This window comes from Xanthomonas sp. WHRI 7945, from assembly GCF_035026585.1.
The window spans coordinates 90,606-117,430 of sequence record NZ_JAYIQP010000010.1; the positions used below are offsets into that span (position 1 = coordinate 90,606).

The window sequence follows — 26,825 nt, forward strand, 5'->3', positions numbered from 1 at the left end:
GCCACAGCTCATTTCAATGGGGCTACGCTGGTCGAGCGATAGGGCCGTCGCCATCGGATGCAGCAACGACAGCATCCGCGCTAGACGAGATCTCGCAATGGGAACACGCTGAATTCCACGCAATCGATCACCCGGATCGAGCACCGGCTCATTCTCGGCAAGCCTATGAAATGCGGGCGAGCCCAAGCAAGGCAGCTGAAGAACAGCGGAGACGTCATAGCGCGCGCTGTGCGCGCGCTACGCTGAAGCCGCTATGCCTTGCCGGCCGACGCCCGCCTTGGCGCGCCTGCGCACAGTCCCTCCATGACCGTATCCATGAGCCAGGTCAGGCGTGGCTGCCAGTCCTCGGCAGGGTCGATCTGCCAGATACCCGCGATCGCCAGGAAAAACTTGTCCGCGGTGATTCCCGGCCGGATCGTTCCAGCCTCCTCGTTCGCATCGAGCAGCATCTGAGCGGCAGCGATCACGGGCGCATAGCCCTCGTTGCCCGCGCACTCCTTCGTGTTCGCAACGGCGCGTAGTGCGCCAGCCAGGCCGGCCTTGGTGATCGCGTACTCGGCCAGGCGCTTCATCCACTCGCGTAGCGCCCGCTCTGGGGGCAGCGTCTTCAGCAAGTGCTCGGCGAATCCGGTGACCTGCAGCATTTCATGGCGATAGACCTCTATCACCAGCGCCTCCCGCGTGGGGAAGTGGCGGTAGAAGGTCCCCTGCCCGACGCCCGCCTTCTTGGCGATCGTGCTGAGGGGAACATCGGCCGAACGGACCAATTCCGCGAGCGCGACCGACAGGATGCGCTCCCGATTCTGCATTGCATCAGACCGCTTTGGCTTTTCCACACCTGCTCCCTTCACGATTCCGTTGACAAACGGACAACTGTCCGCCAACGTATCTGGAAACGGATTGCTGTCCGTTTTTGATTCTACCCCTTCCGCAACCAGGACACGTCCGTGAAGAACACAGGCAATACGATTCTCATCACCGGCTCCACCTCTGGAATCGGGCTCGGGCTGGCACTGCGACTGCAACAGGCCGGAAACACCGTCATCGTCTCGGGGCGCAAGAAGGCGCTGCTGGACCAGATCACCGCCGAGCATCCGGGCATCGAGGCGATCGAACTCGACGTTGCGGACGCGGCGTCCGTCGTGACAGCGAGCCGCCTGGCGGCCGAACGCTATCCCGGCCTCAATGTCGTCATCAACAATGCCGGCATCATGCCGAGCGAGAACGTCTTCAAGGCGGAGTCCCTGAAGGCCGCCGAAGAGGCGATCGCCATCAACCTTCTCGGCACCATCCGCATGACCTATGCGTTCTTGCCGCAACTTGCCAGCAACAACGACAGCGTCATCATCAACGTCAGCTCCGCACTGGCGTTCGTTCCGTTCCCGGCAGCCATGACGTACAGCGCCACCAAAGCCGCCGTGCATTCGTTTACCGAGAGTCTGCGTGTTCAATTGGCCGGCACCAAGGTGCAGGTCGTCGAGCTGGCGCCTCCCGGCGTGCGCACGAAGCTGTTCGGCCAGGGCAACGACGAGCACGCCATGCCCCTGGACGAATTCCTCGATGAGGCTCTCGCGCTTCTGCATGCAGAACCCACGCCCAAGGAGATCATCGTGGAGCGCGCGAAGTTTCTTCGGCAGGCCGAGGCGAACGGTAGCTACGACGATGTTCTGGGAATGCTTTCCTCCATAACCGTTCCGGACTAGGCAGCACGTCCGGGGCGTCGGCACGGCGCCGCCGCCGTGCCGTGCCGAGCCGAGCGCACGAATCATTCCTGGCGTACCAGCGATTCGTTCGCCCGCCACCAGCTGCGTCGCTGCCACGACGTGGCTAGTTGCTGCCGCCCAGGTCGACCGCGCAGGTCAGATGGCCTGCCCGCCGGAAACCTCGATCCGTTGCGCGTTGACCCAGCGGTTGTCCGGGCTCAACAGGCTGGCGACCATCGGGCCGATGTCGTCGGGCACGCCCACGCGCCCCAGGGCGGTCATGCCGGCGAACTGCTTGTTCAGATCGGGCAGGTCGCGCACGGCGCCGCCCAGGAAGTCGGTTTCGATCGCGCCCGGGGCCACGGTGTTCACCGCGATGCCGCGGCCGCCGAGTTCCTTGGCCATGTAGAACGACAGGATCTCGACGGCGCCCTTGGCGGCGGCATAGGCGGAGAAGCCCGGCATCGATACACGGGTCAGGCCGGAGGAGAAGTTCACGATGCGGCCGCCATCGGCGATCAGTGGCAGCAGCGCCTGGGTCAGGAAGTACACGCCCTTGACGTGGGTCGCGAACAACGCGTCGAACTGGGCTTCGGTCGTGTCTGCGAGCATGGCCATCTCGCCATGCCCGGCATTGTTGAGCAGGTGGTCGAAGCCGGTGCGGGACCAGGTAGCGGACAGCGCGCTGCGCACGGCGTCGGCGAAGGCGCCGAAGGACGCCACGTCGCTCACGTCCAGCGGCAAGGCCACTGCCTTGCGGCCCATCGCTTCGATCTCGGCGACGACGGCCTTGGCCTGGTCGGCGCCGTTGCGGTAGGTGAGCAGGACATCGCCGCCACGGCGGGCGATGCTGAGGGCGGTATTGCGGCCGAGGCCGCGGTTGGCACCGGTGATGAGCGAGATCGAGGGCATGGAGGTCTCCAGTGGGATGGATATTGCGGGTGGAGAGACGATCGCCCCAGACGCGTTCGCGCGGTTTCCCGATCCTGCCCTTTTTTTTGCCTATTAATCCCGATCTTGGCCCGGCACATTCCGCGCTTCTCGTTCTTATCTGAGTTTTTGTGAAACAGAACTGCCTATTCTTCCGGATTTCTTGCCCAATCATCCAACACGACTGCGGCCACAGCGGCCAAGCGCTAGGATCTGCGCATGCCTGCGAATCTTTTGGAAACCGCGCGTCGCTACGCCGATGCGCACGTCGACGCGACTGGGGTCGCGCGCACGCCCTTGCCTGGGCTTGCGATCCTGCGCGAGACCCGGCCGACGCCATTGCAGTACGCCATCTGCAGGCCGCTGGTGGCGCTGGTGCTGCAGGGCAGGAAGCAGGTCGCGATGGGCAGCAGCAGCTACGACTTCGGTGCCGGCGAATCCCTGCTGGTCACCGCGGAAGTGCCCACGGTCAGCCAGATCACCCGTGCCTCGCTCGCGGCGCCCTACTACGCCTGCGTGGTGGAGCTGGATCCGGCCACGATCGCCTCGCTGGTGGCCGAGATGGGCACGGCCCCCTTCGCGATGGGCGCGCCGGTGCGGGTCGACCCGACCGAGGCGGAAGTCGCCGATACCGCGGACCGGCTCATCCGCCTGCTGGACCGCCCCATGTCGGTTCCCGTGCTGGGCCCGCAGCTGCTGCGCGAGCTGCACTACTGGCTGCTGTCAGGCCGGCACGGCGGCGCGATGCGCGCGCTGGGCGTCACCGACAGCCATGCCCGGCGGGTGGGCCGCGCGGTGGCCAGGATCCGCTCGGACTTCGCCAGGCCGTTGCGCGTGGAGCAGCTGGCGGACGCGGCGGGGATGAGCCTTTCGACGTTCCATGTGCACTTCCGCGCGATCACCTCGCTGACCCCGCTGCAGTTCCAGAAACAGCTGCGCCTGATAGAGGCCAGGCGCCTGCTGTTGGCGGAAGGCGCGACGATCGGCCGGGCGGCCTCGGCGGTGGGATACGAAAGCGTTCCCCAGTTCACCCGCGAATACGGTCGCATGTTCGGCATGCCGCCGGGCAAGGACCTGAAGGAGACCCGGCAGCGCCTGACCTCGGCCGCGTAGCCGGGGTAGGCCCCGTGCCGGGCGAGCGATGCAGCGCCCGGGGCGATGCCGGGCGCGGGCCGAAGCGAGCAGCCGAGCGCCGGCGCACGGCCGGCGACGGCGGGTTCGGCGCTACTTGCTGCTGACGTACTTCTCGCGGCGGATGTGCTGCACCGGCAGGCCGGCCTCCTTCAGCGCATCGAAGCAGGCGTCGACCATGTTCGGGTTGCCGCACAGGTAGGCGACGTCGCCGTCCGCCTGCGGCGCGAACTCGCCCAGGAACTGCTGCACGTAGCCGTGGCGCACGTCCGCATGCGGCGCCTCCGGCAGCTCGCGCGAGAAGCACGGCACGAAGCGGAACCCCGGATGCGCGTCGGCGAAGGCGCGGAACTCGTCGCCGTAGAGCAGCTCGGCGGGCGTGCGTGCGCCCAGCAGCAGCACCACTTCCACGCCGCGCTCGGCCATCGCCGCTTCCAGCAACGGCAGCATCGACCGGTACGGGGTGACGCCGGTGCCGGTGGCGATCAGCAGGTAGCGGCGGTTGCTGTCGCCGTGGTTCAGGCAGAAGCGACCGTACGGGCCGCTGGCGCAGACCTGCCCGCCGATCTCCAGGCTTTCGAACAGCGCCGTGGCCGCGCCGCCGGCGACGAAGCTGACCGCGATCTCGACCGTCGCGTCGGCCGGCTGCGCCGGGTCGTGGCGGGTGGCCAGCGAGTAGCTACGCTTGGTCGCGGTGCCGTCGGCGTAGTGGAAATGCACCTGCACGAACTGGCCGGGCACGAACGGCAGCGGCTGGCCGTCGTCGCGGACGAAGCGGTAGTGGCCCACGGCCGGGGCCAGCATGTAGCGGTCGACCAGTTTCAGCGGGAATTGGACAGGCACGAAGATGCAACAGTCTATGGCCGGGGCCGGGCCCACGAGGTCTTCTATAATAGCGGCTGCATTTCTCCAGCGCCGTCGACAGGGCGCGAAAGGTCCGCCTTGAATCCCGCCTCCCCGCTCCCTTCCCCCATGCCGGTGCCCGCGCTGCGCGTGCGCGAACTGCGCAAGACCTACGACAACGGCGTGCAGGCGCTGCACGGCGTGTCGCTGGACGTGCTGCCCGGCGACTTCTTCGCCCTGCTCGGGCCCAACGGCGCCGGCAAGTCCACCCTGATCGGCATCATCAGCTCGCTGGTGAACCTCAGCGCCGGCCAGGTCGAGGTGTTCGGCACCGACCTGAGCACCCAGCGCAGCGCGGCGATGCGGCTGCTCGGCCTGGTCCCGCAGGAGATCAACTTCAACCTGTTCGAGAAGCCCTTCGACATCCTGGTCAACTACGCCGGCTTCTACGGCATGCCGCGCGCCCAGGCCGAGCGCCAGGCCGAAGTGGAGCTCAAGCGTGCGCACCTGTGGGAGAAGGCGCAGGTGATGAGCCGCACCCTGTCCGGCGGCATGAAGCGGCGGCTGATGATCGCCCGCGCGATGATGACCCAGCCGCGCCTGCTGATCCTGGACGAACCCACCGCCGGCGTGGACATCGAGATCCGCCGCGACATGTGGCGCGTGCTGCGCGAGATCAACGCCGCCGGCACCACCATCATCCTCACCACGCACTACCTGGAGGAAGCGGAGAGCCTGTGCCGCAACCTGGCGATCATCGACCGCGGCCGCATCGTCGAACAGGGCCCGATGCGCGAGCTGCTGGCCAAGCTCGACGTCGAAGGCTTCCTGCTGGACATCGACGGCGCACTGCCGGCGCAGCTGCCGGCGATCGAGGGCACCATCCTGCTGGCGCAGGACGCGCACACGCTGGACCTGGACATGCCGCGGGCGATGGACCTCAACCGTGTGTTCGCCGCACTCGGCGCCGCCGGCATCCGCGTGCGTTCGATGCGCACCAAGAGCAATCGCCTGGAGGAACTGTTCGTGCGCCTCACCGGCGACAACCGGGACGGCCAGCCTGCGGCGGCCGCACGCCCCGCGGGCCCGGCGGATGCAGATTCGCCGAAGCAGCCCCCCGCCGCCTGACCCCTCTTTCGCTGGACGACGATGAACACCACAAGCACTCCGCAACCGCTCCCCCCCGAGGCCACGCCGACCCAGCGCAACTGGGTCGCGCTGGGCACCGTCGTGCGCCGCGAGGTCAAGCGCATCCTACGCATCTGGGGCCAGACCCTGGTGCCGCCGGCGATCACCATGACCCTGTACTTCCTGATCTTCGGCGGGCTGATCGGCTCGCGCGTGGGCGACATGGGCGGCTACAGCTACATGCAGTTCATCGTGCCGGGCCTGGTGATGATGAGCGTGATCCAGAACAGCTACGGCAACATCAGCTCCAGCTTCTTCGGCGCCAAGTTCGGCCGCCACGTCGAGGAACTGCTGGTCAGCCCGATGCCGAACTGGGTGATCCTGTGGGGCTACGTCGCCGGCGCGGTGCTGCGCGGGCTGATGGTCGGCGTGCTGGTGCTGATCATCGCCATGTTCTTCACCCCGGTGCGCATCCCGCACCCGCTGGTGACGCTGACCACGGTCCTGCTGGGCGCCACGATCTTCTCGCTGGCCGGCTTCATCAACGCGGTGTACGCGAAGAAGTTCGACGACGTCGCCATCGTGCCGACCTTCATTCTGACCCCGCTGACCTACCTGGGCGGCGTGTTCTATTCGGTGAAGCTGCTGCCCGGCTGGGCCGAGGCCGCCACCCACGCCAACCCGATCTTCTACATGGTCAACGCCTTCCGCTACGGCCTGCTCGGCAGCAGCGACGTGCCGGTGTGGGTGGCGTACGCGCTGATGCTGGGCTTCGTCGCGGTGCTCAGCGCACTGGCGCTGTGGCTGCTGAAGCGCGGGGTGGGATTGCGCAGCTAGGCCCTTGCCCTAGTCGAATGCCCCCGGCGCACGGTGCCGCCAGGGTTGGGGCTTGCGCACTGCATTGCTATCCTCGGCCCACAGGGGTTTTGCCGGCCTGCTCGCACCGGGCCATACAAGGAGCAAGGAATGAATCGATACACGGCAGTCATCGCGGCGGCACTGCTGGCGAGCGCCAGCGGTGGGGTTCACGCTCAAGACGACGGCATCGTCAACTTCGGCAAGATCGTCGGCGGCAACGTCGCCAATGGAAAGGCCTGCGGGGCCACGCAGCCGCAGGTCGACGCCTACAAGGCAAAGCAGAAAAAAGTCATGCAGGGCCTCTACGCCCAAGCCGCGAACTTCTCCGCAGACTTCGACAACGGCTACAAGCAGGGCCTGCAAAGCATGCAGAAGGTGCATTCGGACGGCACCTACAAGCCCGACGCCGAGCTATGCAAGCAGCTGCTGAACGACATGCGCTGAGCGCACCCCGTCACTGCCCTGAGAGAATTCCGATGACCGCGATTGTCCCCACGGCGCGCCACGCCGTTCTCAGCGTCTGCCTGATCCTGCTGGCCGTCACCGGCTGCAAACGTTCCGAACCACAGCCGGCGGCACATGCCGAGGCCGATGCCTCGCCCGCATCGAGCGCAGCGGCGGCGCCCTCGCCGACCGCCACGGAAACGGTCCGGCGCTTCGACCCGGCTACCCTGCCGGTGTCCGACGCCCCGCTGGGCAGCTTTCCGTATCTCGGCCTCCCCGATGGCTACGCCACCAAGGACGCGCCGGTCCGCAACGATTTCGATCGTGCACCGTTCTGGACTGGCGACCGGGTCGAATGGGTCGAAGGCAAGATCTACGCGACCGCGGTCGGTACCGCCGACAGCAAGCCGTATTCGCCACTGGAGCTGACCCGCAACGTGCAGGCCATGGTGGAATCGCTGGGCGGCCAGCGCATCGCCAGCGGGCATCTGCCTGCAGAAGCGAGCAAGGCGATCGGCGACAGCAATGCGGCGGTGACCTACGTCGGCGGCATCGGCGACATCTACAACGAACCGGCGGACACCTACGTCATCCACCGCGCCGATCGCGACATCTGGATCCATGTGTGCAGCGGCGGCAGCGGCGGCGGCCTGCTGATCGCCGAGACCAAGCCGTTCCAGGCCACCGCCAAGCTGCTGCCGGCCGATGCGCTGCAGCAGCAACTGGCATCCGCTGGCAAGGTCGCCATCCAGGTCAACTTCGCCTCCGACGCGGCGCAGATCCTGCCCGACTCCAAGCCGCAACTTGACCAGGTGCGGCAGCTGCTGCAGACCGATCCCGCGCTGCGCCTGGCGGTCAACGGCCATACCGACGACAGCGGCGATGCCGCACACAACAAGTCGCTGTCCGAAGCCCGCGCCAGCGCAGTCGTGGCCTACCTGACCGGCGCCGGGATTGCCGCCGATCGCCTGCACGCAGCAGGTTTCGGCCAGGAGCAACCGATCGCACCGAATACGACCGAAGAAGGCAAGGCGCGCAATCGCCGCGTGGAGCTGGTGCGCGTCTAGCGCGACCGCCGGCCTGGCGCGTAGCCATAGTCGCGCGCGCCCGGTCCATCCGCGGCATGTGCATGGATAGATGGATGGATCGCAGCGGCAGGTACGCCAGAGCCGTGCGTTCCGGCTTTCGACGGCTGACGGCATCCACTGGAACATGGCGCTGCGCGACCGGTCGCCAGGTGCCCGCCCGGCTTGCACACGCCACATGCCCATTCACCTGGTGGGCCGCGCGCAGGCTCGATTGCCAGCCAGCGCGCCAACCCGACCGACGCGACCGGAGACACGGCCCGCACGATAGAGCGTGAGCAGGCCATCAGCGCTCAGCGTGGTGGCGCCGTCGCTGGGTTGGGTAAGAGCCTCGCCGGCGGCAGCCGCCACCGCGCCGGTCGGCCGTTACGGCGTGCCACATTCGCGATACAGGTCTGCGCAGCCACCCGATGGCCCCACCATCACGTCCAAGTGCAAGTGCCACGGAAGCGGGCGCTGATCGACGGCGCGGGCGATTCTGCGCCTGCGCCCACGCAGGCCCGCCATCGAGAGCATCCCCTCGTCCGCTCCGTCATGCGCTTCGCGCTTCGCCAACGAATTGACACACGCACGACGGCGAGAAACCCACATCGGCTAAATACTCGCGAATTCAGAATAGAGTGAATCGTTCAATGAAACACTGCGCCTGAAGTTTGACTTCGTTATGGGATATTCATCCCGTTTCGCGCCGAATCCTTAACGCAAGCTTTCTTGTAACGGCAATATGTTGACGTTAGAGTGGCTACGTCCGCGATACATATGTCAAGACATGTCAAGTCCGGACCAAGGATTAGTTTCATATCTGTGAACGTTTTCACTTATGCAACCCACACGCCTACACGCAACCGCGCGGACGTAAGTGTGATGCCGGTGCAGTGGGCGCCAGAGCCAAGGAGAGGAATCAAATGAAGAACCAGCGCAGGCATATCCGTTTCGGCCGCAAGCAGCTCGGCCAGGGCATGACGGAATACATCATCATCACCGCCCTGATCGCGATCGCGGCCATTGCCGCCGTCACCTTCTTCGGTGGCACCGTCCGCAGTCAGGTCGCGGGCATGTCCAAGGAACTGTCGGGACAGAGCGCCACGCAGTCGATCAACCGGGCCAAGAACCAGTCCAACAGCGCCCAGGCCGAGGCCGACAAGGAAAAGGGCATGGACAAGTACAACAACAAGTAATCGAACTTGTTGTGGTAACGACCTCCGGTATCTGGGCAGCCCGCTGCCCAGATACTCCCCAATTAGCTTCCGACGTGCCGATGACGACGCAGTAGGGAGTGCATTCGGCAAAGGAATTGCAGATGCGTACAGCGTTCGCAATCGCGAAGTCGCGCGTGCCGCCCCGTTTCGATGGCAAGCGCGGCATGGCCGGACAGGCCATGGTGCTTGGACTGGTACTGATCCTGGTGCTGTGCGTCGGCGCCATCGTGCTGTTCGACAGCGGCCAGGCCGTCAACAAGAAAGTCGAACTGACCAACGCCGCCGATGCGGGCGCCTACAGCGTCGCGGTGCAACAGGCGCGTGCACTCAATTTCGCCGCATACATGAATCGTGGCCGGGTCGCCAACGAGGTGGCCATCGCGCAGACGATCAGCCTGTATTCGTGGATGAACCAGTTGCATGGCACCACGATCATCATCCGCACCACGATGGACGTGCTGTCGGCCATTCCGTATGTCGGACCCATCTTCAAGGCCATCGGCGTGGCGTTCAAGGCGGCGGAGAAGATCCTGAAGGCCGCGCGCAAGGCCTACAATCCGGTCGCCCAGGCCGTGGTCACCGCGCTGGACGAACTCAACGGCATCTTCGCGTTGGCCACCACCAGCGTGATCGAAGGCGTCTCGCGGGTGGATGGCATCCTGGTCGCGAAAGACGTGGTGGAACGAAACTCGCCTCAAGCGACGATAGGCGCGGTGGGATTGGGCGTATTGGGCGAGCAATTGCTGACGTCCGAAAACAAGTTCCTGGATACGCACCGCATCCCGCGCAATGGCGGCGGTAGCGCGACGCAGCGCGCCGGCGCGGACCGCTTCCGCAACGTGGTGATGCAATCGCGCGATGGGTTCGGCAAGGATCGCGGCGACAGCTTCGGGATCGGGCTGATCGGCTTCGAGAGCACCGGCGGCACCGACATGGTCGACTACAACCGCTGGGCGGCACTGGACACGATGGCGCTGGACATCAACCTGCCGTGGCCGCTGCCGGATATCGACATCCCGCTCGGCTGGGGTGGCGCACAGGCGGTGGATCGCTACAAGAATCAGCGCTTCCTGCGCGGCTTCGGCAATGGCCAGGGCTGGTATTCGGACTGGGACCGGCGCCGCTATCGCCCCTATGGCGACAGCTTGCGCAGGAACGGATTGGTCGCGCGCATGGTCGACGGCGACGCCAACGTGGCGATGGACGGCGGCCAGCACAAGAAGGCGTTCTTCACCGGCTACAACGGCCTGCGCGACTACCACGACGTCAAGAAGAACAAGGCGCTGCGTCCCTATGCCAGCAATGGCAGCAAGATCTTCGACGACAACGCCGGGCCGGTCTTCACCGTCTATGCCGAGACCGACATGCGCAATGCGCGCACCAGTTCCACCGTGGACGGCATCGGTGGGCCGGCCGGTTCTGCCATGGCCACGGAAGACAAGGCGCAGAATGGCAAGCTGACGGCCCTGTCCTCCGCCCAGGTCTACTTCAACCGGCCGCCGAACTATGCACTGTTCCGCCGCGGCGACAACAAGGTGGAATCCGGCAATCTGTTCAGCCCGTACTGGCAGGCGCGCCTGGTCGATACGCCCAACAGCATCAAGGTGCTGGTGGCGGGAGTCGGCGCACTATGAGCCGTGCTGCGATGCGTCTTCGTCGTGCCGTGCTGCCCAGCGTGCTGGCGTTGCTGTGTGGCTGCAGCGCGACCGCGGAAGGCACCGGCGGTGCCGAGGACACCCGCGCGTCGATGCCGCCCATCCACGTCAGGCAAATCGTGGAATTGACCCGCAACGGCGTCAATGAAGCCCGCCAGAACTATCTCGACACCATCCGCGACTGCCAGGCCGGCGGGTTGCAGAGCCGCCCATTGGCCGGTGAGGACGTCGCCCTGGTGGGCACCACCCGCTATGAGCTGTGGTTCGACCGGGATACGGAAGTGGTGCGCCAGACCAGTTGGGAGGTGGCCAACGACGGCGCGGCCGGCAGTTGCCTGTTCCGGCTGCAGACCACCGGAACCCAGGAAACCACCACCGCCACGCGCTATCAGCAGGTGGACCTGGGCACCGGCGAGCACACCGACGACGCGGCGCCAGACGACGCGTTGGCGCGCTTCCCGGCAGAGAAGAGCGAGTCGGTCGCGCTCGCCGGCTTCCGCGGGCCGACGCGGCGCAGCGTCGCCGGCCAACCGTGCGACGAATGGGCCAAGCCGTCGGGCCTGCGCCAATGCGTGTGGTCGGGCGGCACCAAGTGGGGCTTCACTGCGGAGCCGTTGAACGAGTATCGGCCCAACCGCGGTTTCATCGTGCTGGAGCAGACCCCGGGCGGCGATGCGGACTTCAAGGTCACCACCCAGGCCATCAGTGTCGGCAAGCCTTTCGATCGGGCCGAACTCGAAGCGCCGCGCACGCGCGGCACGCTCAACTAGGAGGAATACGCCATGCGCCAGCGACGTCAACCGCGGCTGCGCGGACGCCAGGAAGGCCAGAGCCTCACCGAGGCGGCAGTGCTGTGCGCCGTGCTGGTCCCGCTGTTCCTGCTGATCCCGATCATGGGCAAGTACATCCACCTGCGCCAGGCCACGCAGCAAGCGGCGCGTGCCGCCGCGTGGGAAGCGACCGTCGCCACGGACTACACGATCCCGGCCACTGCGCGGATGCGCGACCTGACCGTGGATCGCCACTTCGGCAAGGCCGACGCGCCGATCGTCAGCCGCGCCAGCACCGGCAATGCACGCGACCGCGTCGACAACCCGCTGCTCAACACGTTTTCCAACCAGACGCTGGTCGAGCGTGGCGACATTCGTGTCGATCGCTACGACAACAAACCTTCGAAAGGCATCCTCGACCGGCTCGGCAGCCTGATCGACAAGATCCCGGGCGACTTCCCGCCCAACGACAAAGGCCTGGTCACCGCCAGCCTGAGCGTCAGCGTGCAGGATCTGAAGCTCGCCAACGGCGGCGCGGCGTCGTTCCTGGAGCCCTTCGACCAACTCGGCCTGCGCATGCAGGGCAGCAATACGCTGCTCACCGATCCGTGGAACGCGGCCGGCCCCGGCACTGCCAAGAACCCGACCAAGCGCTCCGTCATCGGGCAGGTGCGCACCTTGGTGCCCACCTCGCACCTGAGCGATGCGGCCAAGGTCTTCGACAGCCTGCAGATCATTCCCATCGTCGGCACCATCAGCAGATTCGATCCGGGCTACATCGCGCCGGACGTGGTCCCGGTCGACAAGCTGGAACCCTATGCACGGCCGCGCTGACCGCGCTCTGTGCCTGGCGCTCGCGCTGCTGGCGCCGGCGTTGGCCTGCGCCGCCGATTGGCCGGAGGTTCCGGAGCCGGACGGCGCCAAGGGCGAGTGGGTGTCCAAGCACATGATCTACAACGGCCTGCACATGCGCTCCTCGCGCTACACCACCAATGCGTCGCCGCAACAGTTGGTGGCGTTCTACTGGAAGCAATGGCCTGGCCAGGTGGTGGTCAACGAGGTCGGCAACAAGACCATTGTCGGCCATGCCGAAGGCGAGCACTACGTGACCATCGAGATCAGCGGCGCCGGCGCCGGCGCCGGCAGCGAGGCCCAGGTGGGGATCGTGCGCCTGCTCAAGGAAAAGCCGCGCAAGGCCCCCGGCGCGGATTTCCTGAAGCCCTCCGGGACCACCGTGATCAACGATATCGAGTACCTCGACAACCCGGGCCGGACGCTGGCGCTGGAAAGCGCGCTGTCGCCGTACCAGAGCGATGCGTTCTATCGCAATCGCCTGCCGGCCGAGGGCTGGAACCCGCAATCCTCCGCCACCGCCTGCTCGATGATTTCCAACAGCTGCGTCAGCAGCTACAGCAAGGGCAAGCAACAGATGACCCTGACTTTCAACCGCCGCGAGAAGGGAACTTCGATCGTGGTTAACCAGCTCCAGCAATGAGGATGAACGCCGTGAGACCTGTTTCCCCGTCCTCCGTCCGGCGTCAGCGCGGTGCGGCCCTGATCGAGTACAGCATCGTCACGCTGCTGGCGGTCACCGTGCTGGTGGCCCAGCCGAACATCGTGCTGGAACTGGTCGATTCGTTGCGCAAGGCCTACTCCAGCTTCACCTATGCGCTGTCGCTGGGGTGGCTATGAAGGCGGCCGGGTTCAAGCCGAACCGCAACCTGTTGTTCATCGTGGTGGCGCTGGGACTGGGCGTGCTGGCCGCCTTCGTCGCCGTGCGCTACGTGCAGGGTGCGGTGGCCGCACGTACCGCCGATGTCGGCGAGACGGTGACCGTAGCGGTGCCCAAGTCCGACATGGAACCGGGCACGGTCGTCACCACGTCGGATCTGGCGGTGCGCGACGTCCCGGCCGACCTGCAGCCGGCCGATGCGGTGACCCCAGAGAACGTGGACGAGTACAGCGGCCGCATCCTGCGCGCGCCGGTGCGCCAGGGCGCGCCGTTGGGCGCCAGCGCGCTGGTGCCGCTGTACGACCAGTTTTCGCGGGTGATCAAGCCGGGCAACGTCGGCTATACGCTGCCGGTGGACGAGACCAATTCGATCTCGGGCATGATCGCCCCCGGCGACCATGTCGACATCCTGCTGACCGTGGAGCAGGAAAACGCAGGGTCGCGCGTCATCCCGTTGCTGGAGAACATCAACGTGCTGGCTACCGGCAACCGTGTCGGCGATACGCCGGTGCAGGAAGACCAACAAGGTTTTTCCAACATCACCTTGGAGCTGAACCCGCAGCAGGCCGAGCGGCTGACCATTGCCGCCAAGGCCGGGGCGATGCGGGTCATGCTGCGCCAGGTCGAAGATCGCAATCCATTCGGCCTCAATGGCCTGACCCAGAAAGAACTGCTCGGCACCGCCAAGGCGGATGGTGGCGGCAACGGCGTCGAATTCATCATCGGAGGCAAAGGCTGACGCATGCGCAGGACTACATGGAGTGTTTCGTTCCTTCCCATGCTCGCGGCAGCGACCATGACCCTGACCGCCACTGCCCAGGCACAGCAACAGACCGGACTGGTCCCGGTGCCGGTCAGGGTCGCGCCCGAGTCCAGCACCCAGGCGCCGCAGCCGGCGACGGGCAACCAGGCACCGGTGCCGATGGGTGGCAGCGGCTTTCCCGAGCCGGTGCTGGATCCGGCCTACCGGCGTGCGGCCGGCAGCGCCGTGGTGACCCCGCTACCCGAGCGCGCGCGGATCTATGCCGGCCAGGCGGCCGTGCACAGCTTGCCGCAGGCGCTCAAGCGCGTGGCCGTCGGCAACGGCGAACTGGTGCAGGTGACCAACATCGGCAAGCGCGAGCTGGTCATCATCGGCCAGAAGCCGGGCGCGACCAGCGTGCACCTGTGGCTGCAGGACGGGCGCCAGATCGACGTGCCGGTGGAAGTGATGGAAGGCAACGCACCCGCGACCGTGGAAACCGTGCGTACCCTGCTCGCCGATGTGCCCAACCTGGGCGTGCACGCCGTGGCCGATCGTGTGGTCATCACCGGCCAGGACATCAATCCCGGCGTGGCCAAGCGCATCGAAGCGCTGCAGAAGCTGTATCCGAGCCTGCTCGACTTCACCTCCGCCGATCCGGTCGGCATGCGGCCAATGGTGCTGATGGACGTGAAGATCATGGAGTTCGACAGCAATGCGCTGGAAGAGCTCGGCATCGAGTGGGACAACGTGATCCAGGGGCCGGTAGGCGGGCTGCTGAAGGACTTCACCACCAACGACTACTACCGGATCAATCCACCGGGGAGCCCGGCGGCCGGCGTGGTGCTGCCCAATCGCGTACCCGGGACCCAGGCGTTCTTCGGCATCGCCACCCAGATCGGCTCGGCGATCAACCTGCTGATGAACAAGGGCAAGGCCTTCCTGTTGGCATCGCCACAGTTGAGTGCGCGTAGCGGTGGCCAGGCCAAGTTCCTGGTCGGTGGCGAAGTGCCGATCCCGATTCCGCAGGGCTTCGGTCAGGTGACCGTGGATTTCAAGGAGTACGGCATCAAGCTGGACATCGAGCCGCTGGTCAACGGCAACCAGGAAATTTCCACGCGCCTGCTGGCCGAGGTGAGCCGCATCGACCCGACCGTCAGCGTGCAGGGCGTGCCGGGCTTCACCACGCGGCGTACCGAGTCCGAATTGAACGTGCGCGCCGGCGAAACCATCGTGATCTCCGGGCTGATCGACTCCAGCGCGCAGCAGGACGCGAAGAAATTCCCGTTGCTGGGCGAGATTCCGATCCTGGGCAAGCTGTTCCGCTCCGACGGCTTCCGCGGCAACCGCACCGAACTGGTGATGTTCGTGACCCCGCGCATCATCACCCCGGATTCGCAGGAAAACCTCGATGGCCTCGAGCACGGCCGCAGGATCCAGGAGCGCGGGAAGGAAGCGATGCCCAAGCGCAGCAAGGAATACGTGCAGTAACCCCTTTCCACCCAGCTCTTCCGTAGATACGACGCCATGTTCAATATCCTCATCGATACGCCAAACCGGGACCAGCGCCATGTGCGTTGCCTGCATCGCGAATGCGGCATCGGCCGCGGCGACGGCAATCTGGTGGTGCTGCAGGGATGGAGCATCGCTCAGCAGCATGCGGCGCTGAAGCGCGAGGACGACGGCATCTTCATCGAAGCCTTCGGCGGGCGCGCCTCGGTGCTGGTCAACGGCGAGAAGGTGTCCGGCAGCCGCGGTCCGTTGAGCAGCCGCGACCTAGTGCAGATCGGCGACTATCGCCTGCAGGTCGTCGGCGACGAGCCGGAAGCGGCGCCGCCGCGCCAGGATCCAGCTTCGTTCAATGCGCCTGCCGCCACGCCCGCGGCACCACTCGCCAGCGCGGCAACGGCCGCGGCCAACCAGCCGATGGCCGACGCCCAGGAGCAGCGGCAGTTGGCGCGCCCACAGGATCTGCCGCCGGACATCGCGGTCTATCGCGCCCAGGTCCATGCCTCGCTGGTCAAGCAAATGGACCTGCGTCGCCTGGACGTGCGCAGCATGGGCGACGATGCCCTGCGTACGGCGACGATCGCGCTGATCGACGACGTGCTGGAGCGCGAGTTCGCCAGCCTGCCGAAGACGATCAATCGCCGGCGCCTGGCCAAGGAAGTGCTGGATGAAGCGATTGGCCTGGGACCGCTGGAAGATCTGATCGAGGACAACACGGTGACCGAGATCATGGTCAACGCCTACGACCAGATCTTCATCGAGCGCGCCGGACGGATCGAGCAGTCGCCGGTGTGCTTCACCAGCGACCGTGCGGTGCTGTCGGCGATCGAACGCATCGTGACCCCGCTCGGGCGGCGCATCGACGAAAGTTCGCCGATGGTCGATGCACGCCTGAAGGACGGTTCGCGCGTCAACGCGATCATTCCGCCGATCGCGCTGCGTGGGCCCAGCATCAGCATCCGCAAATTCTCCAAGCGCAAGCTGGAAGGCAAGGACCTGATCGACTTCGGCTCGCTCAACGCGCCGATGCTGGAGTTCCTGATCATGGCAGTGCGCGAGCGGCGCAACATCGTGGTCACCGGCGGCACCGGTTCCGGTAAGACCACGCTGCTCAACATTCTGTCCAACTTCATTCCCGACACCGATCGCATCGTCACCATCGAGGATGCGGCCGAACTGAAACTGGTGCAGCCGAACCTGGTCGCCCTGGAGGCGCGCCCGCCGAACATGGAAGGCAAGGGCCACATCTCGATCCGCGACCTGGTCCGCAACGCGCTGCGTATGCGCCCGGACCGTATCGTGGTGGGCGAGTGCCGCGGCGGCGAAGCGCTGGACATGCTGCAGGCGATGAACACCGGCCATGAGGGCTCGCTGACCACCGCGCACGCCAACAATCCGCGCGAGGCCCTGTCGCGCTTGGAAGTGATGGTGATGATGGCCGGCATGGAGCTGCCGATGACCGTGGTGCGCGAACAGATCTCCTCGGCCGTGGACCTGATCGTGCATCAGAAGCGCTTCCCCTGCGGCTCGCGCAAGGTCAGCCACATCACCGAGATCACCGGCGTGGAAAGCGGCACCATCCAGTTGCAGGACGTGTTCCTGTTCAAGGCCAGGTCCAGCGCCGGCCGCGACGGCAAGGTCACCGGCGATTTCATCGCCACCGGTGCGGTGCCCGAGTTCTACGAGGAGTTGGCCGAGCGCGGCGTGCCCGTGGACCTGTCGATCTTCCGCAACGGTGGCCAGGGCAATGGATAACATCTGGCTGGTCGCTCTGCTCGCGTTCAGTTGCGTCACCGTCTCCGGATTGCTGCTGGTGCGGGCCAGCGCGAACTTCATGCAGCGCTACCACGAACGCTTCGTCGATACCGCGCGGCTGAACCTGGCTGACATGTTCCTGTTCGTCGATCCGCAGATGCTGTTCGTTGCCAACGGCGTAGTGCTCGCGCTGATTCCGCTGTTGCTGTGGTTGATCAGCGGCAATCTTCTGTTGCCGGTGGTCGCGATCATCGTGTTGGCGGTGGCGCCGCGCAAGATCTATCTCTGGTTGAAGCAGCGGCGCCTGGACCAGATCCAGCAACAGTTGCCCGACAGCCTGTTGATGATGTCCGGCAGCCTGCGCGCTGGCGTCGGCTTCAATCCGGCGCTGGAAGCCCTGGCCCATGACGGGCAACCGCCGCTGGCGCAGGAGTTGGCGCTGATCCTGCGCGAACAACACATGGGCGTGCGCACCGATGAGGCGCTGGAGAATTTCGCCAAGCGTGTCCCGATTCCCGACGTCAAGCTGTTCGTCGCCGCGGTCGGCATCTCGCGCGAAGTCGGCGGCAACCTGGCCGAAAGCCTGTCGACCCTGGCCGAGACCCTGCGCCGCAAACTGATCATGGAAGGCAAGGTCAAGGCGCTGACAGCCCAGGGCAAGCTGCAGGGCATTGTGATGGCGATGCTGCCGGCTGGCCTGGTCGGCTTCCTGGTGCTGTTCTACCCGGAAACGATGAATCCGATGTTCCATACCCTGCTCGGCTGGTGCGTCATCGCGTTGATGTGCGTGCTCGAGTATCTGGGTTACCGCATGTGCCGCAAGATCATGACGATCGACATATGAACTGGATGCTCGCCCTTGTCGCCCTGCTCGCGCTGGCTGCCGTCGGCCTGGTGATGTTCGCGCTGCGCGGACTGCTGCAGGCGGTGCCACAGGACGATCGCAACTACCAGGATCCGTTGCCCTCGGCGTTGCGCCTGCTGTGGCCGCTGGTGACCGCCGCCACGCACCTGGTCGGCCCGCGGCTTAAATCCGCGCAATTGGAGCGCGCGCACCGCAGCCTGCAGTCGGCTGGGCAGGACTTCGTGCTGACGCCGGAGGAGTTGTACGGCACGCGCATCGTCGCCGCCTGCGCGGTCAGCCTGGTCTTCGCGGTGATCGTACTGCTGTTGGGCAAGTTCAGCATGGGCGCATTGTCGATGTGCCTGCTGTTCGGCATTCCATTGGGCTGGATGTATCCGACGTTGTGGCTGGGCGAACGGCGCAAGCAGCGCAGCAAGCATGTCGTGCGCGACCTGCCAACGTTCCTGGACTTCATCACCATGGCGGTCGAAGCCGGCCTGAACATCACCGGCGCGATCGAACAATCGGTGCAGAAAGGCCCGCCCGGACCGCTGTCGCAGGAGTTCTCACGGATGCTGCGCGACCTGCGTGCCGGCTTGCCGCGCGCCGAAGCGCTGCGGCGCATGGCCGACCGCATGGACATCTCGCAGATCTCCAACTTCACCAGCGCCTTGATCCAGGCCGACCGGGTCGGCGCCAGCCTCAGCGAGACGCTGCGCTCGCAGGCCATGCAGCGCCGCGAGGAGCGCTTCCTGCGCGCCGAGAAACTGGCACTGGAAGCGCCGGTGAAGATGATGCTGCCGCTGGTGCTGTTCTTCTTCCCGCTGATCTTCGTGGTGCTGGCCTACTTCATCTACCTGCAGATGAAACAGCAGGGAATCCTATGAGGTGCGGCACGCTGCGCCGCGATGGCGAGATACTGCTGCACAGCGTGTGGCGGGCCGACACCTGGTGGTTGCGCTTGCGCGGCCTGCTCGGACGCGCGCCGCTACAGCCAGGGCAAGGCCTGTTGATCCAGCCCTGCAACAGCGTGCACACCTTCGCGATGGGCTACCCGCTGGACCTGCTGTTCTTCGACCGCGACGGCCACGTGCTGGAATGGCGCGACCGCGTGCGGCCGTGGCGTGGCGCCGCCTGCCTGCGCGCCCATGCCACGCTGGAACTGGCAGCGGGCAGCCTGCAGGCGCTACAACCGATTCACGGCGAGCGCCTGGCCTGGTGGCCGGCGGAACCTTCCACTGCGGCCGCTAGCGCCGCCCTCGCAGGAGAGAGTCCATGAACCTGCCCCGCAACCCGCCGCACCGGCAACGCGGCCAATCCCTGGTCGAGTTCTGCGTGGTGGTACCGACCTTCCTGTTCTTGGTCCTGGTGATCTTCCAGTTCGTGCTGATCTACCGGGCCAAGACCGTGCTGGACTACGCCACGTTCCAGGCGGCCCGCGCCGGCGCGGTGAACGGAGTGGACAAAGGCGACATGCGCGACGCGCTCGCCGGCGGGCTGACGCCGCTGTTCGTGCAGTCGCCGGATACCGCCAACGCGTTGCTGACCAAGCAGAAGATCAAGCTCACCGAAGTTCTGATCTTCTCGAAGATCGAGGTCATCTCGCCGACGCGCGCCGCCTTCAACGAGTTTCGCGAGCGTCAGTACGACGGCCGCTATGCGCTGCCCAACGACAGCCTGGCGTTCCGCAACGCCAACATCGGCGGCAGCCAGGTCAACGTACAGGACGCCAACATCCTCAAGATCAAGGTCACCTACCAGATGCCGCTGATCGTGCCGTTCGTCGACCGCGTCATCGTCGGCCTGTCGGACCTGGTCAGCGGCGGAGAAAGCTATCGCCCTGTATCCATGCTGATCGAAGACCCCATCAGCGGCCATCGCCGCCTGCCGATCGAGTCCTACGCGGTGGTGCGCATGCAGTCGCCCATCTACGACAGCGGCAACCTTGCGCGCTGAGCGGCTGACGGCGTCGCTCGCGTGCGCGCTGTGCATCGCTGCGCCGTCCAGCGCGCAATCCACCGATACGGCGGCAGAGGAGCCGGAGCCGCCCCAGGCCAGGCTACAGGCACGCGCGTACGGATTCGGTCCGCTGGGCCCGAAGCAGGCCGGCGAATCGGTCCAAGTGGAGGTGCGCCTGCGTGGCGATTCGATCCGAATCGACTTCGTCGGCGCGCATGCGCCGGACGCCTATCTGGTCAATCCCGGTACCCGCGGCCGCGCGTGGCTGATCAGCCGTTCCGGCGACTATCGGCTTCCGGTCGCCGACGCCAGCGGGCCTTACTGGTACGACCCCAAGAATCCCTGCGCGCGGATCGGTGGACGCTGCGCGCCCGTTCCCGGCGAATTCATCGCCGGCCGCCTCGCCACCGGCTGGCGCTATCAATCCGCGACGCAAGGACCCGACGGCACCACCACCGGCACGCTGTGGTTGGACAGCAGCGGCCTGCTGCTCGGCTATCGCGGTCGCATCGGTACCCGCCGCGACGAGCGCAGCCTGCGCGTGGACGCGGTCAGCTACGAGTCCGTGCCCGCCGAGACCTTTGAGCCACCGGACGGCTTGCGCACGCCGCAGACACGCGACCCGCCGCGCTGAAGCCGGGCCGGCGCCGCTGCTACCATCAGCGCATGCGCATCCTGATCCTCGGCGCCGGCGCGACCGGCGGTTACTTCGGCGGACGCCTGGCCCAGGCCGGCGTCGACGTAAGTTTCCTGGTGCGCCCGGCGCGCGCCGAGCGCCTGCGCCGCGACGGCCTGCGCCTGCGCAGCCCGCGTGGCGACGCAGACATCGCGGTGGCCACCCTGACCGCCGATACGCTGCCGGCAGCGGCCGCCGCGCGCGCGTTCGACCTGGTGGTGCTCAGCTGCAAGGCCTACGACCTGGACAGCGCGCTGGACGCGGTGGCGCCGGCGATGGGCGCGGCCACCACGCTGCTGCCGATCCTCAACGGGCTGCGCCATTACCCGGTGCTGGACGCGCGCTTCGGTGGCGAGCGCGTGCTCGGCGGGCTGTGCTTCATCAGCGCCACGCTGGACGCGGACGGCGTGGTCCAGCACCTGGGCAAGCCGGCCTCGCTGACCTTCGGCGAACGCGACGGACGCGGCGCAGACAGCGCGCGGGTGCGCGCGCTCGCCGCTGCCTGCGCGGCGGCCGGCATCGACCATGTCGCCGCGCCGCGGATCGCGCAGGAGCAATGGATCAAGTATACCTTCCTGACCGCGCTGGCCGCTGGCACCTGCCTGATGCGCGCGCCGGTCGGCAGGATCGTCGCCGGCGACGACGGCCAGGCGCTGATGCGCGGGCTGTACGCCGAATGCCTGGCGGTGGCGGCCGCGGCGGGCGAGCCGATTCCCGACACGGCCCAGGCCAGCGCGCTGCAGTTGCTGACCCAACCCGGCTCGCCGACGAAGGCCTCGATGCTGCGCGACCTGGAAGCAGGGCAGCGGGTGGAAGCGCAGCACATCGTCGGCGACATGCTGGCGCGCGCCCGCGCCGCCGGCCATGCGGCGCCGTGGCTGACGGCCGCATACTGCCATCTGCAGGCCTACCAGGCCGGGCTGGCGGAGCGCTGAAGCGCCTCGGGTGACCGCTCCCTTGTGGGAGCGACTTCAGTCGCGACGAACGAAGCGACGAACCTCCCGCCACCAGACCGCGTCGGCACCGATGGCTCCGGCCAGCCAGAACCTCCTGCACGGCGCTGCCGGCGCGCCCATGACGCCATCCCCGCCGCAACATCTTCGCGCGCCGCTGACGCCCGGCCCGCCTATGCTCGGCGACCTCACCACGGCCGGCAGCGCATGAAATTCATGGAAAAGATATTCCGCGGCGGCCACATCGTGATCATCCTGCTGTTCCTGCTGTGCGCCACCGGACTGGTGTCGATGGCGGTCCTGGAGCTGTGGCACGGCCTCACCCCCGGCGGCGACCTGGTGGTGCGCGACCGCTTCAACGTGGTGCTGGAGGCGATCGGCCTGCTGACCGTGGCGCTGGTGACGCTGGAACTGGGCCAGACCATCTTCGAGGAAGAAGTGCAGCGCGATGTCAAGGTCAGCGGACCCACCCGCGTGCGCCGCTATCTGTCGCGGTTCTTCGTGGTCATCGTCATCGCCCTGGCGATCGAGACGCTGGTGTCGATCTTCGAACTGATGCACGACGACCCGGCCAAGCTGCCGTACGCCACCGCGGTCGGCCTGTGCGCGGCGTTGCTGCTGATCGCCTGGGGCGTGTTCGTCAAGCTCAACCGCAGCGCCGAGGAGCTGGAGCCGGAAGCGATGGCCGAGGCCAAGCGCGAGGACAAGCAGGTCGAGTGAGCGGCGCGGCGCGCTAGTCGGTCGGCGTCGGTGCCGGCGCGCGGCGCAAACGCCCCGTCATCCATTCGCCCAGATCGTCGAGCACCGTGAACGCGGCCGGGATCACGATCAGGCTCAGCAGCGTGGAGGTGATCAGCCCGCCGATTACCGCGATCGCCATCGGCGCGCGGAAGCTGGAATCGCCGGCCCAACCCAGCGCGATCGGCATCATGCCCGCGCCCATCGCCAGGGTAGTCATGATCACCGGTTGGGCGCGCTTGCGGCAGGCGTCGATCAGCGCGTCGTGCTGGCTCAGGCCGTGTTCGTCCTCGGCGATCACCGCGTAGTCCACCAGCAGGATCGAGTTCTTGCTGGCGATGCCGATCAGCATCAGCAGGCCGATCAGCGCCGGCAACGACAGCAGGTTCTGGGTCAGCAGCAGCGCGCCGAACGCGCCGCCGGCGCACAGCGGCACCGCGGTGAGGATGGTCAGCGGCATCAGCGCGTGGTTGAACAGCAACAGCAGCACCATGTAGATGCACACCAGGCCCGCGGCCATCGCCAGCAGGAAGCCGACGAACAGTTCGACGAACACCTCGGCATCGCCGGTATTGAGGAAGCTGACCCCGTCGGGCAGCTTCTGCACGCTGGGCAGCCCCTGCACTTCGTCCATCACCTCGCCCAGCGGACGGCCGTTGAGCTCGGCGCTGAGGGTGACGTTGCGCTGCCGCTGGTAGCGCGAGATCTGCGCAGGACCGCTGCCGGCGCTGATGTCGGCCACCGCCGCCAGTGGCACCGGACCGTAGCGGCCGTTCACGCGCAACTGGCCGATCAGCGCCGGATTGGCCAGCTGCGCCTCGGCGAAGCCGACCCGGATCGGCACCTGCCGCTCGGGCAGGTTGAGCTTGGCCAGGCGCTGTTCGTAGTCGCCGGCGGTGGCGATGCGCGCGGCCTCGGCGATGGCGGCGGTGGCCACGCCCAGGTCGGCGGCGCGCGCGGAGTCCGGCGCGATCACAATTTCCGGGCGCAGCAGCGACGCCGAGGAAGTTACGCTGCCGAGGCCGCGGATCGTGCGCAGGTCGCGTTCCAGTGCGATCGACGCGTCCTGCAGGCGCTGCGGATCGTCGCCGGCCAGCACCAGCTGCATCATTTCGCCGGCTTCGGAGCTGAGGTAGCTCACCCGCACCCCGGCCAGGTTCGCCAGCTGCGTGCGCACCAGCCGTTCGAGCGTCTTCTGGTCGCGGTCGCGGTCCTCGGCCGGACCCCAGTCCAGGATCAGCATGGCCTTGCGCGGCTCGCCGACGCCGGACTTGGACGGATCGCCCACGTCCAGCACCGCGCCCACCGAGGTGTACACCTGCTTGAGCTCGGGAATGCCGCGCAGCTGCGTGCGGGCGCGTTCGGCCACCGCCAAGGTCTGCTGCAGCGTGGTACCCGGCGGCAGTTCCAGGCTCAGGTTGCTGCGGCCCAGGTCGGAGGTGGGGATGAAGGTGGTGGGGATCAGCGGCACGATCGCCAGCGACGCCACGAACAGCCCGGTGGCGATCCACAGCGTGCGCGCGCGATGGCGCAGCGCCGCGTCCACCCAGCCCAGGTACCAGGTCATCAGCCGCGACTCGCGGTGCGTTTCCGGATGCGCCTTGAGCGTGTAGGCGGCCATCATCGGCGTCAGCAGGCGCGCCACCAGCAGCGAGAACAGCACCGCGGTGGCCGCGGTCCAGCCGAACTCGCGGAAGAACTTGCCGGCGATGCCGGGCATGAACGCCACCGGCACGAACACCGCCGCCAGCGTCAGCGAGGTGGCGATCACCGCGGTGCCGATCTCGGCGGCGGCGTCGCGCGCGGCTTCCAGCGGCGGCTTGCCCATGCGCAGGTGGCGCACGATGTTCTCGATCTCCACGATCGCATCGTCGACCAGGATGCCGACCACCACGCTCAGCGCCAGCAGCGTGATCAGGTTGAGGCTGAAGCCGAACCAGTACATCACCGCGAAGGTGGGGATGATCGACAGCGGCAACGCCACCGCCGACACCCAGGTCGCGCGCCAGTCGCGCAGGAACAGCCACACCACCAGCAGCGCCAGCAGCGCGCCTTCCCACAGCATCGTCATCGACGAGTCGTACGAGCGCAGGGTCTCGTCGATCACCGTGGTGACCAGCTTGAAGCCCACGCCCGGATGCGCCGCCTTGAGCGTCTCCAGCGCCGCCTCCACGCCCTTGGCCACGTCGACCTCGCTGGAACCGCGGGTGCGCGACATGGAGAACGCCACCACCGGCTTGCCGTCCAGCAGCGCGGCCTGGGTCGGGTCGGCGGCGGCATCGCTGATCCTGGCCAGCGCCGACAGGCGCACCGCGCGGCCGTCGGCCACGCTGATGCTGTAGTCGCGCAGCGCCGCGGCGTCGGCGATGGTGCCCACGGTGCGGATCACCTGCTGGCTGCCGTCCAGTTCGGCCTTGCCGCCGGCGCGTTCGACCTGGATCCGCGCCAGCTGCTGCGACACGTCGCCGGCGGTGACGCCGAAGGCCTGCAGCGCGTTGGGGTCCAGGTCCACCCGCACCTGCCGCTCGACCCCGCCGACGCGGGTCACCTGGGCCACGCCCGGCACGCCGTACATCGCCTTGCTGACCTCGCGGTCGACGAACCAGCTGAGCTCGTCGGGCGTCAGCGCCGGCGCGACCACCGCGTAGGTCATCAGCGAGCCGCCGATATCGACCTTGGACACCACCGGTTCCTGGATGTCCTGCGGCAGGTCGGTGCGGATCTTGGTGACCGCGTCGCGGGTGTCGTCCAGCGCGGTGGCCAGGTCGGCGCTGAGGAAGAACTCGATGGTGGTGACGCTGACGCCTTCGTTGACGGTGGACATCACCCGCTTGACGTTGGGGATGGTCGCCACCGAATCCTCGATTCGGCGCGTGACCTCGGTCTCCAGCTGGCTCGGCGATGCGCCGGGCTGGGTGATGGTCACCGTGGTCATCGGGAAGGCGATGTCCGGGAAGCGCGCCACCGGCAGCTTGTGGAACCCCCACAGGCCGGCCACGCACAGCACCAGGAACACCATCAGCGCCGGCAGCGGGCGCTTGATCGCCCAGGCGGAGAAGTTCATGGCGCCGGCTTCGCCGCGGCCGCGGCCGCGTTCGCCACCACCCGCACCCGGTCGCCGTCGCCGAGGAAGCCGGCGCCCTGCTCGACCACCGCGTCGCCGGCCTTGAGCCCTTCGACGATCTCGATGCGGCCATCGACGGTGGCGCCGGTGCGCACGCGCAGGCGTCGCGCGATCTGCTTGTCGACCGCGAACACGTACGGATGGCCGTCGCGCTGCACCACTGCGGCGGCCGGCACCATCAGCGCCGGGCCGGCGCCGACCACGATGCGGCCCTCGACGTAGGTCCCAGGCTTGAGCGGCCCGGGTTCGGGCAGGTCCGCATAGATGGTGCCGGTGCGGGTCTGGCTGTCCACGCCCGGGCTGACCGCGCGGATGCGCCCGGCGACGCTGCCGGCGGCGGCCGGCAGGGCCACGCTGGCGCCCGGCGCGACCAGCGCCAGCTCAGCCTCGGGCAGTTCGGCGCGCCATTCCAGGCGTCCGTCGCGGATCAGGCGCAGCAGTTCGGTCCCGGACGCGACCACCTGCCCGGGCTGCACCAGCCGCTTGGAGACGATGCCGTCGGCGGGCGCGCGCAGTTCGGCGAAGTCGCGACGCAGCTGCGCCGCATCGCGTGCGGCGCGCGCGGTGTTGCGTTGCGCCTCGGCCTGGGTGCGCGCGGCGCGCAGCTCGTCCAGCTGCGAGGCGCTGATGTACTTGTCCTTGACCAGCTTCTCCGCGCGCGACAGGTTGGCCTGCGCCAGCGCCACGCTGGCATCGGCTTCCGCCAGGCCGGCGCGTGCCTGCTGCAGGTCGCTGTCCAGGGTGCGATGGTCCAGTTCCAGCAGCACCTGGCCGCGGCGCACCGCCTGGCCGACGTCGACGTTGAGCGCGGTCACGCGCGCGCCGCTGATCTCCACGCCCAGCTGCATTTCCTCGTACGCCGAGACCGGGCCGGACACCAGCACAGTGCGCTGGATCGAACGCGGCTCGGCGCGCACCAAGGTCACCGCCAGCGCCGAGGCGTCGGCATCGGGCTCCGGTTCGGCGGGCTTGCCGCAGCCGGCCAGGGCCAGCAACGCGCCGGAACAGAGCACCACGATCGAGAACGGGCGAACAGGCATGCAGGGC

Annotated in this window: 27 protein-coding genes; 22 read left to right on the forward strand and 5 right to left on the reverse strand. The window is 67.3% G+C overall.

All coding sequences use genetic code 11. The features are described 5' to 3' along the window. Positions 1-251: 251 nt before the first annotated feature. The gene (locus VDQ83_RS10200; protein WP_455434832.1) at positions 252-836 is read right to left on the reverse strand and encodes a TetR/AcrR family transcriptional regulator; all 585 of its coding nucleotides are present in this window, start codon (positions 834-836) and stop codon (positions 252-254) included. A gap of 111 nt (positions 837-947) precedes the next feature. Here VDQ83_RS10200 and VDQ83_RS10205 point away from each other — a divergent pair, with 111 nt between their 5' ends. Next, positions 948-1,703 (forward strand): SDR family oxidoreductase, encoded by a 756-nt coding sequence (locus tag VDQ83_RS10205; protein WP_455434833.1) that lies wholly within the window; start codon positions 948-950, stop codon positions 1,701-1,703. A 156-nt stretch (positions 1,704-1,859) separates the two neighbouring features. Here the strand turns inward: VDQ83_RS10205 and VDQ83_RS10210 are convergent, their stop codons facing one another. Further along, a complete protein-coding gene (locus tag VDQ83_RS10210; RefSeq protein ID WP_455434883.1) occupies positions 1,860-2,627 on the reverse strand; it encodes an SDR family NAD(P)-dependent oxidoreductase in 768 nt (255 codons plus the stop codon). 225 nt (positions 2,628-2,852) lie between these two features. Here VDQ83_RS10210 and VDQ83_RS10215 point away from each other — a divergent pair, with 225 nt between their 5' ends. Continuing rightward, complete coding sequence (locus VDQ83_RS10215) at positions 2,853-3,746, forward strand: AraC family transcriptional regulator (protein ID WP_455434834.1); 894 nt, start codon at positions 2,853-2,855, stop codon at positions 3,744-3,746. A gap of 111 nt (positions 3,747-3,857) precedes the next feature. Here VDQ83_RS10215 and VDQ83_RS10220 read toward each other — a convergent pair whose 3' ends face one another. Next, the gene (locus VDQ83_RS10220; RefSeq protein ID WP_455434884.1) at positions 3,858-4,568 is read right to left on the reverse strand and encodes an FAD-binding oxidoreductase; all 711 of its coding nucleotides are present in this window, start codon (positions 4,566-4,568) and stop codon (positions 3,858-3,860) included. 168 nt (positions 4,569-4,736) lie between these two features. On the opposite strand from VDQ83_RS10220, the gene VDQ83_RS10225 reads away from it, so the two are divergent. From VDQ83_RS10225 to VDQ83_RS10320, 20 genes are all read left to right on the forward strand, one after another. Beyond that, the gene (locus tag VDQ83_RS10225; protein WP_455434885.1) at positions 4,737-5,735 is read left to right on the forward strand and encodes an ABC transporter ATP-binding protein; all 999 of its coding nucleotides are present in this window, start codon (positions 4,737-4,739) and stop codon (positions 5,733-5,735) included. Between the two features lie 21 nt (positions 5,736-5,756). Beyond that, on the forward strand, positions 5,757-6,572 hold the full coding sequence (locus VDQ83_RS10230; RefSeq protein ID WP_263396153.1) for an ABC transporter permease: 816 nt from the start codon (positions 5,757-5,759) through the stop codon (positions 6,570-6,572). A gap of 129 nt (positions 6,573-6,701) precedes the next feature. Next, positions 6,702-7,037 (forward strand): hypothetical protein, encoded by a 336-nt coding sequence (locus VDQ83_RS10235; RefSeq protein ID WP_455434835.1) that lies wholly within the window; start codon positions 6,702-6,704, stop codon positions 7,035-7,037. A gap of 32 nt (positions 7,038-7,069) precedes the next feature. After that, positions 7,070-8,104, forward strand: coding sequence for an OmpA family protein (locus tag VDQ83_RS10240; RefSeq protein WP_455434836.1), 1,035 nt, complete (start codon positions 7,070-7,072; stop codon positions 8,102-8,104). 923 nt (positions 8,105-9,027) lie between these two features. Further along, positions 9,028-9,300: a pilus assembly protein gene (locus VDQ83_RS10245; protein ID WP_455434837.1), complete on the forward strand. Its 273-nt coding sequence runs from the start codon at positions 9,028-9,030 to the stop codon at positions 9,298-9,300. A 122-nt stretch (positions 9,301-9,422) separates the two neighbouring features. Continuing rightward, positions 9,423-10,955, forward strand: coding sequence for a pilus assembly protein TadG-related protein (locus tag VDQ83_RS10250; RefSeq protein ID WP_455434838.1), 1,533 nt, complete (start codon positions 9,423-9,425; stop codon positions 10,953-10,955). 11 nt (positions 10,956-10,966) lie between these two features. Then, on the forward strand, positions 10,967-11,746 hold the full coding sequence (locus VDQ83_RS10255) for a hypothetical protein (RefSeq protein WP_455434839.1): 780 nt from the start codon (positions 10,967-10,969) through the stop codon (positions 11,744-11,746). 12 nt (positions 11,747-11,758) lie between these two features. Continuing rightward, the gene (locus tag VDQ83_RS10260; RefSeq protein ID WP_455434840.1) at positions 11,759-12,580 is read left to right on the forward strand and encodes a TadE/TadG family type IV pilus assembly protein; all 822 of its coding nucleotides are present in this window, start codon (positions 11,759-11,761) and stop codon (positions 12,578-12,580) included. After that, a complete protein-coding gene (locus tag VDQ83_RS10265; RefSeq protein WP_455434841.1) occupies positions 12,564-13,241 on the forward strand; it encodes a hypothetical protein in 678 nt (225 codons plus the stop codon). Before VDQ83_RS10260 ends, VDQ83_RS10265 begins: the two co-directional genes overlap by 17 nt. 2 nt (positions 13,242-13,243) lie before the next feature. After that, positions 13,244-13,438, forward strand: a complete 195-nt coding sequence (locus VDQ83_RS10270; protein ID WP_455434842.1) for a hypothetical protein — start codon at positions 13,244-13,246, stop codon at positions 13,436-13,438. Beyond that, positions 13,435-14,217 (forward strand): Flp pilus assembly protein CpaB, encoded by a 783-nt coding sequence (gene cpaB / locus VDQ83_RS10275; RefSeq protein ID WP_455434843.1) that lies wholly within the window; start codon positions 13,435-13,437, stop codon positions 14,215-14,217. Before VDQ83_RS10270 ends, cpaB begins: the two co-directional genes overlap by 4 nt. Before the next feature lie 57 nt (positions 14,218-14,274). Further along, complete coding sequence (locus VDQ83_RS10280) at positions 14,275-15,711, forward strand: type II and III secretion system protein family protein (RefSeq protein WP_455434844.1); 1,437 nt, start codon at positions 14,275-14,277, stop codon at positions 15,709-15,711. 36 nt (positions 15,712-15,747) lie between these two features. Continuing rightward, positions 15,748-17,484 (forward strand): ATPase, T2SS/T4P/T4SS family, encoded by a 1,737-nt coding sequence (locus VDQ83_RS10285; RefSeq protein ID WP_455434845.1) that lies wholly within the window; start codon positions 15,748-15,750, stop codon positions 17,482-17,484. Further along, positions 17,477-18,328 (forward strand): type II secretion system F family protein, encoded by an 852-nt coding sequence (locus tag VDQ83_RS10290; RefSeq protein ID WP_455434846.1) that lies wholly within the window; start codon positions 17,477-17,479, stop codon positions 18,326-18,328. Before VDQ83_RS10285 ends, VDQ83_RS10290 begins: the two co-directional genes overlap by 8 nt. Next, positions 18,325-19,215: a type II secretion system F family protein gene (locus tag VDQ83_RS10295; protein ID WP_455434847.1), complete on the forward strand. Its 891-nt coding sequence runs from the start codon at positions 18,325-18,327 to the stop codon at positions 19,213-19,215. Before VDQ83_RS10290 ends, VDQ83_RS10295 begins: the two co-directional genes overlap by 4 nt. Next, a complete protein-coding gene (locus VDQ83_RS10300; protein ID WP_455434848.1) occupies positions 19,212-19,607 on the forward strand; it encodes a DUF192 domain-containing protein in 396 nt (131 codons plus the stop codon). The genes VDQ83_RS10295 and VDQ83_RS10300 overlap by 4 nt, the downstream gene beginning before the upstream one ends. Beyond that, complete coding sequence (locus VDQ83_RS10305; RefSeq protein ID WP_455434849.1) at positions 19,604-20,284, forward strand: TadE/TadG family type IV pilus assembly protein; 681 nt, start codon at positions 19,604-19,606, stop codon at positions 20,282-20,284. The genes VDQ83_RS10300 and VDQ83_RS10305 overlap by 4 nt, the downstream gene beginning before the upstream one ends. Next, entirely contained in the window at positions 20,274-20,921 is a 648-nt protein-coding gene (locus tag VDQ83_RS10310; RefSeq protein WP_455434850.1) for a hypothetical protein, read from the forward strand. Before VDQ83_RS10305 ends, VDQ83_RS10310 begins: the two co-directional genes overlap by 11 nt. A 32-nt stretch (positions 20,922-20,953) precedes the next feature. Next, positions 20,954-21,898 (forward strand): 2-dehydropantoate 2-reductase, encoded by a 945-nt coding sequence (gene panE, locus VDQ83_RS10315; protein WP_455434851.1) that lies wholly within the window; start codon positions 20,954-20,956, stop codon positions 21,896-21,898. Between the two features lie 225 nt (positions 21,899-22,123). Then, on the forward strand, positions 22,124-22,636 hold the full coding sequence (locus tag VDQ83_RS10320) for a hypothetical protein (protein ID WP_263396156.1): 513 nt from the start codon (positions 22,124-22,126) through the stop codon (positions 22,634-22,636). 13 nt (positions 22,637-22,649) lie between these two features. On the opposite strand, the gene VDQ83_RS10325 is transcribed toward VDQ83_RS10320, so the two are convergent. Both VDQ83_RS10325 and VDQ83_RS10330 read right to left on the reverse strand, forming a co-directional pair. Further along, complete coding sequence (locus VDQ83_RS10325) at positions 22,650-25,718, reverse strand: efflux RND transporter permease subunit (RefSeq protein WP_455434852.1); 3,069 nt, start codon at positions 25,716-25,718, stop codon at positions 22,650-22,652. Beyond that, on the reverse strand, positions 25,715-26,818 hold the full coding sequence (locus VDQ83_RS10330; protein WP_455434853.1) for an efflux RND transporter periplasmic adaptor subunit: 1,104 nt from the start codon (positions 26,816-26,818) through the stop codon (positions 25,715-25,717). Before VDQ83_RS10330 ends, VDQ83_RS10325 begins: the two co-directional genes overlap by 4 nt. Positions 26,819-26,825: the final 7 nt, after the last annotated feature.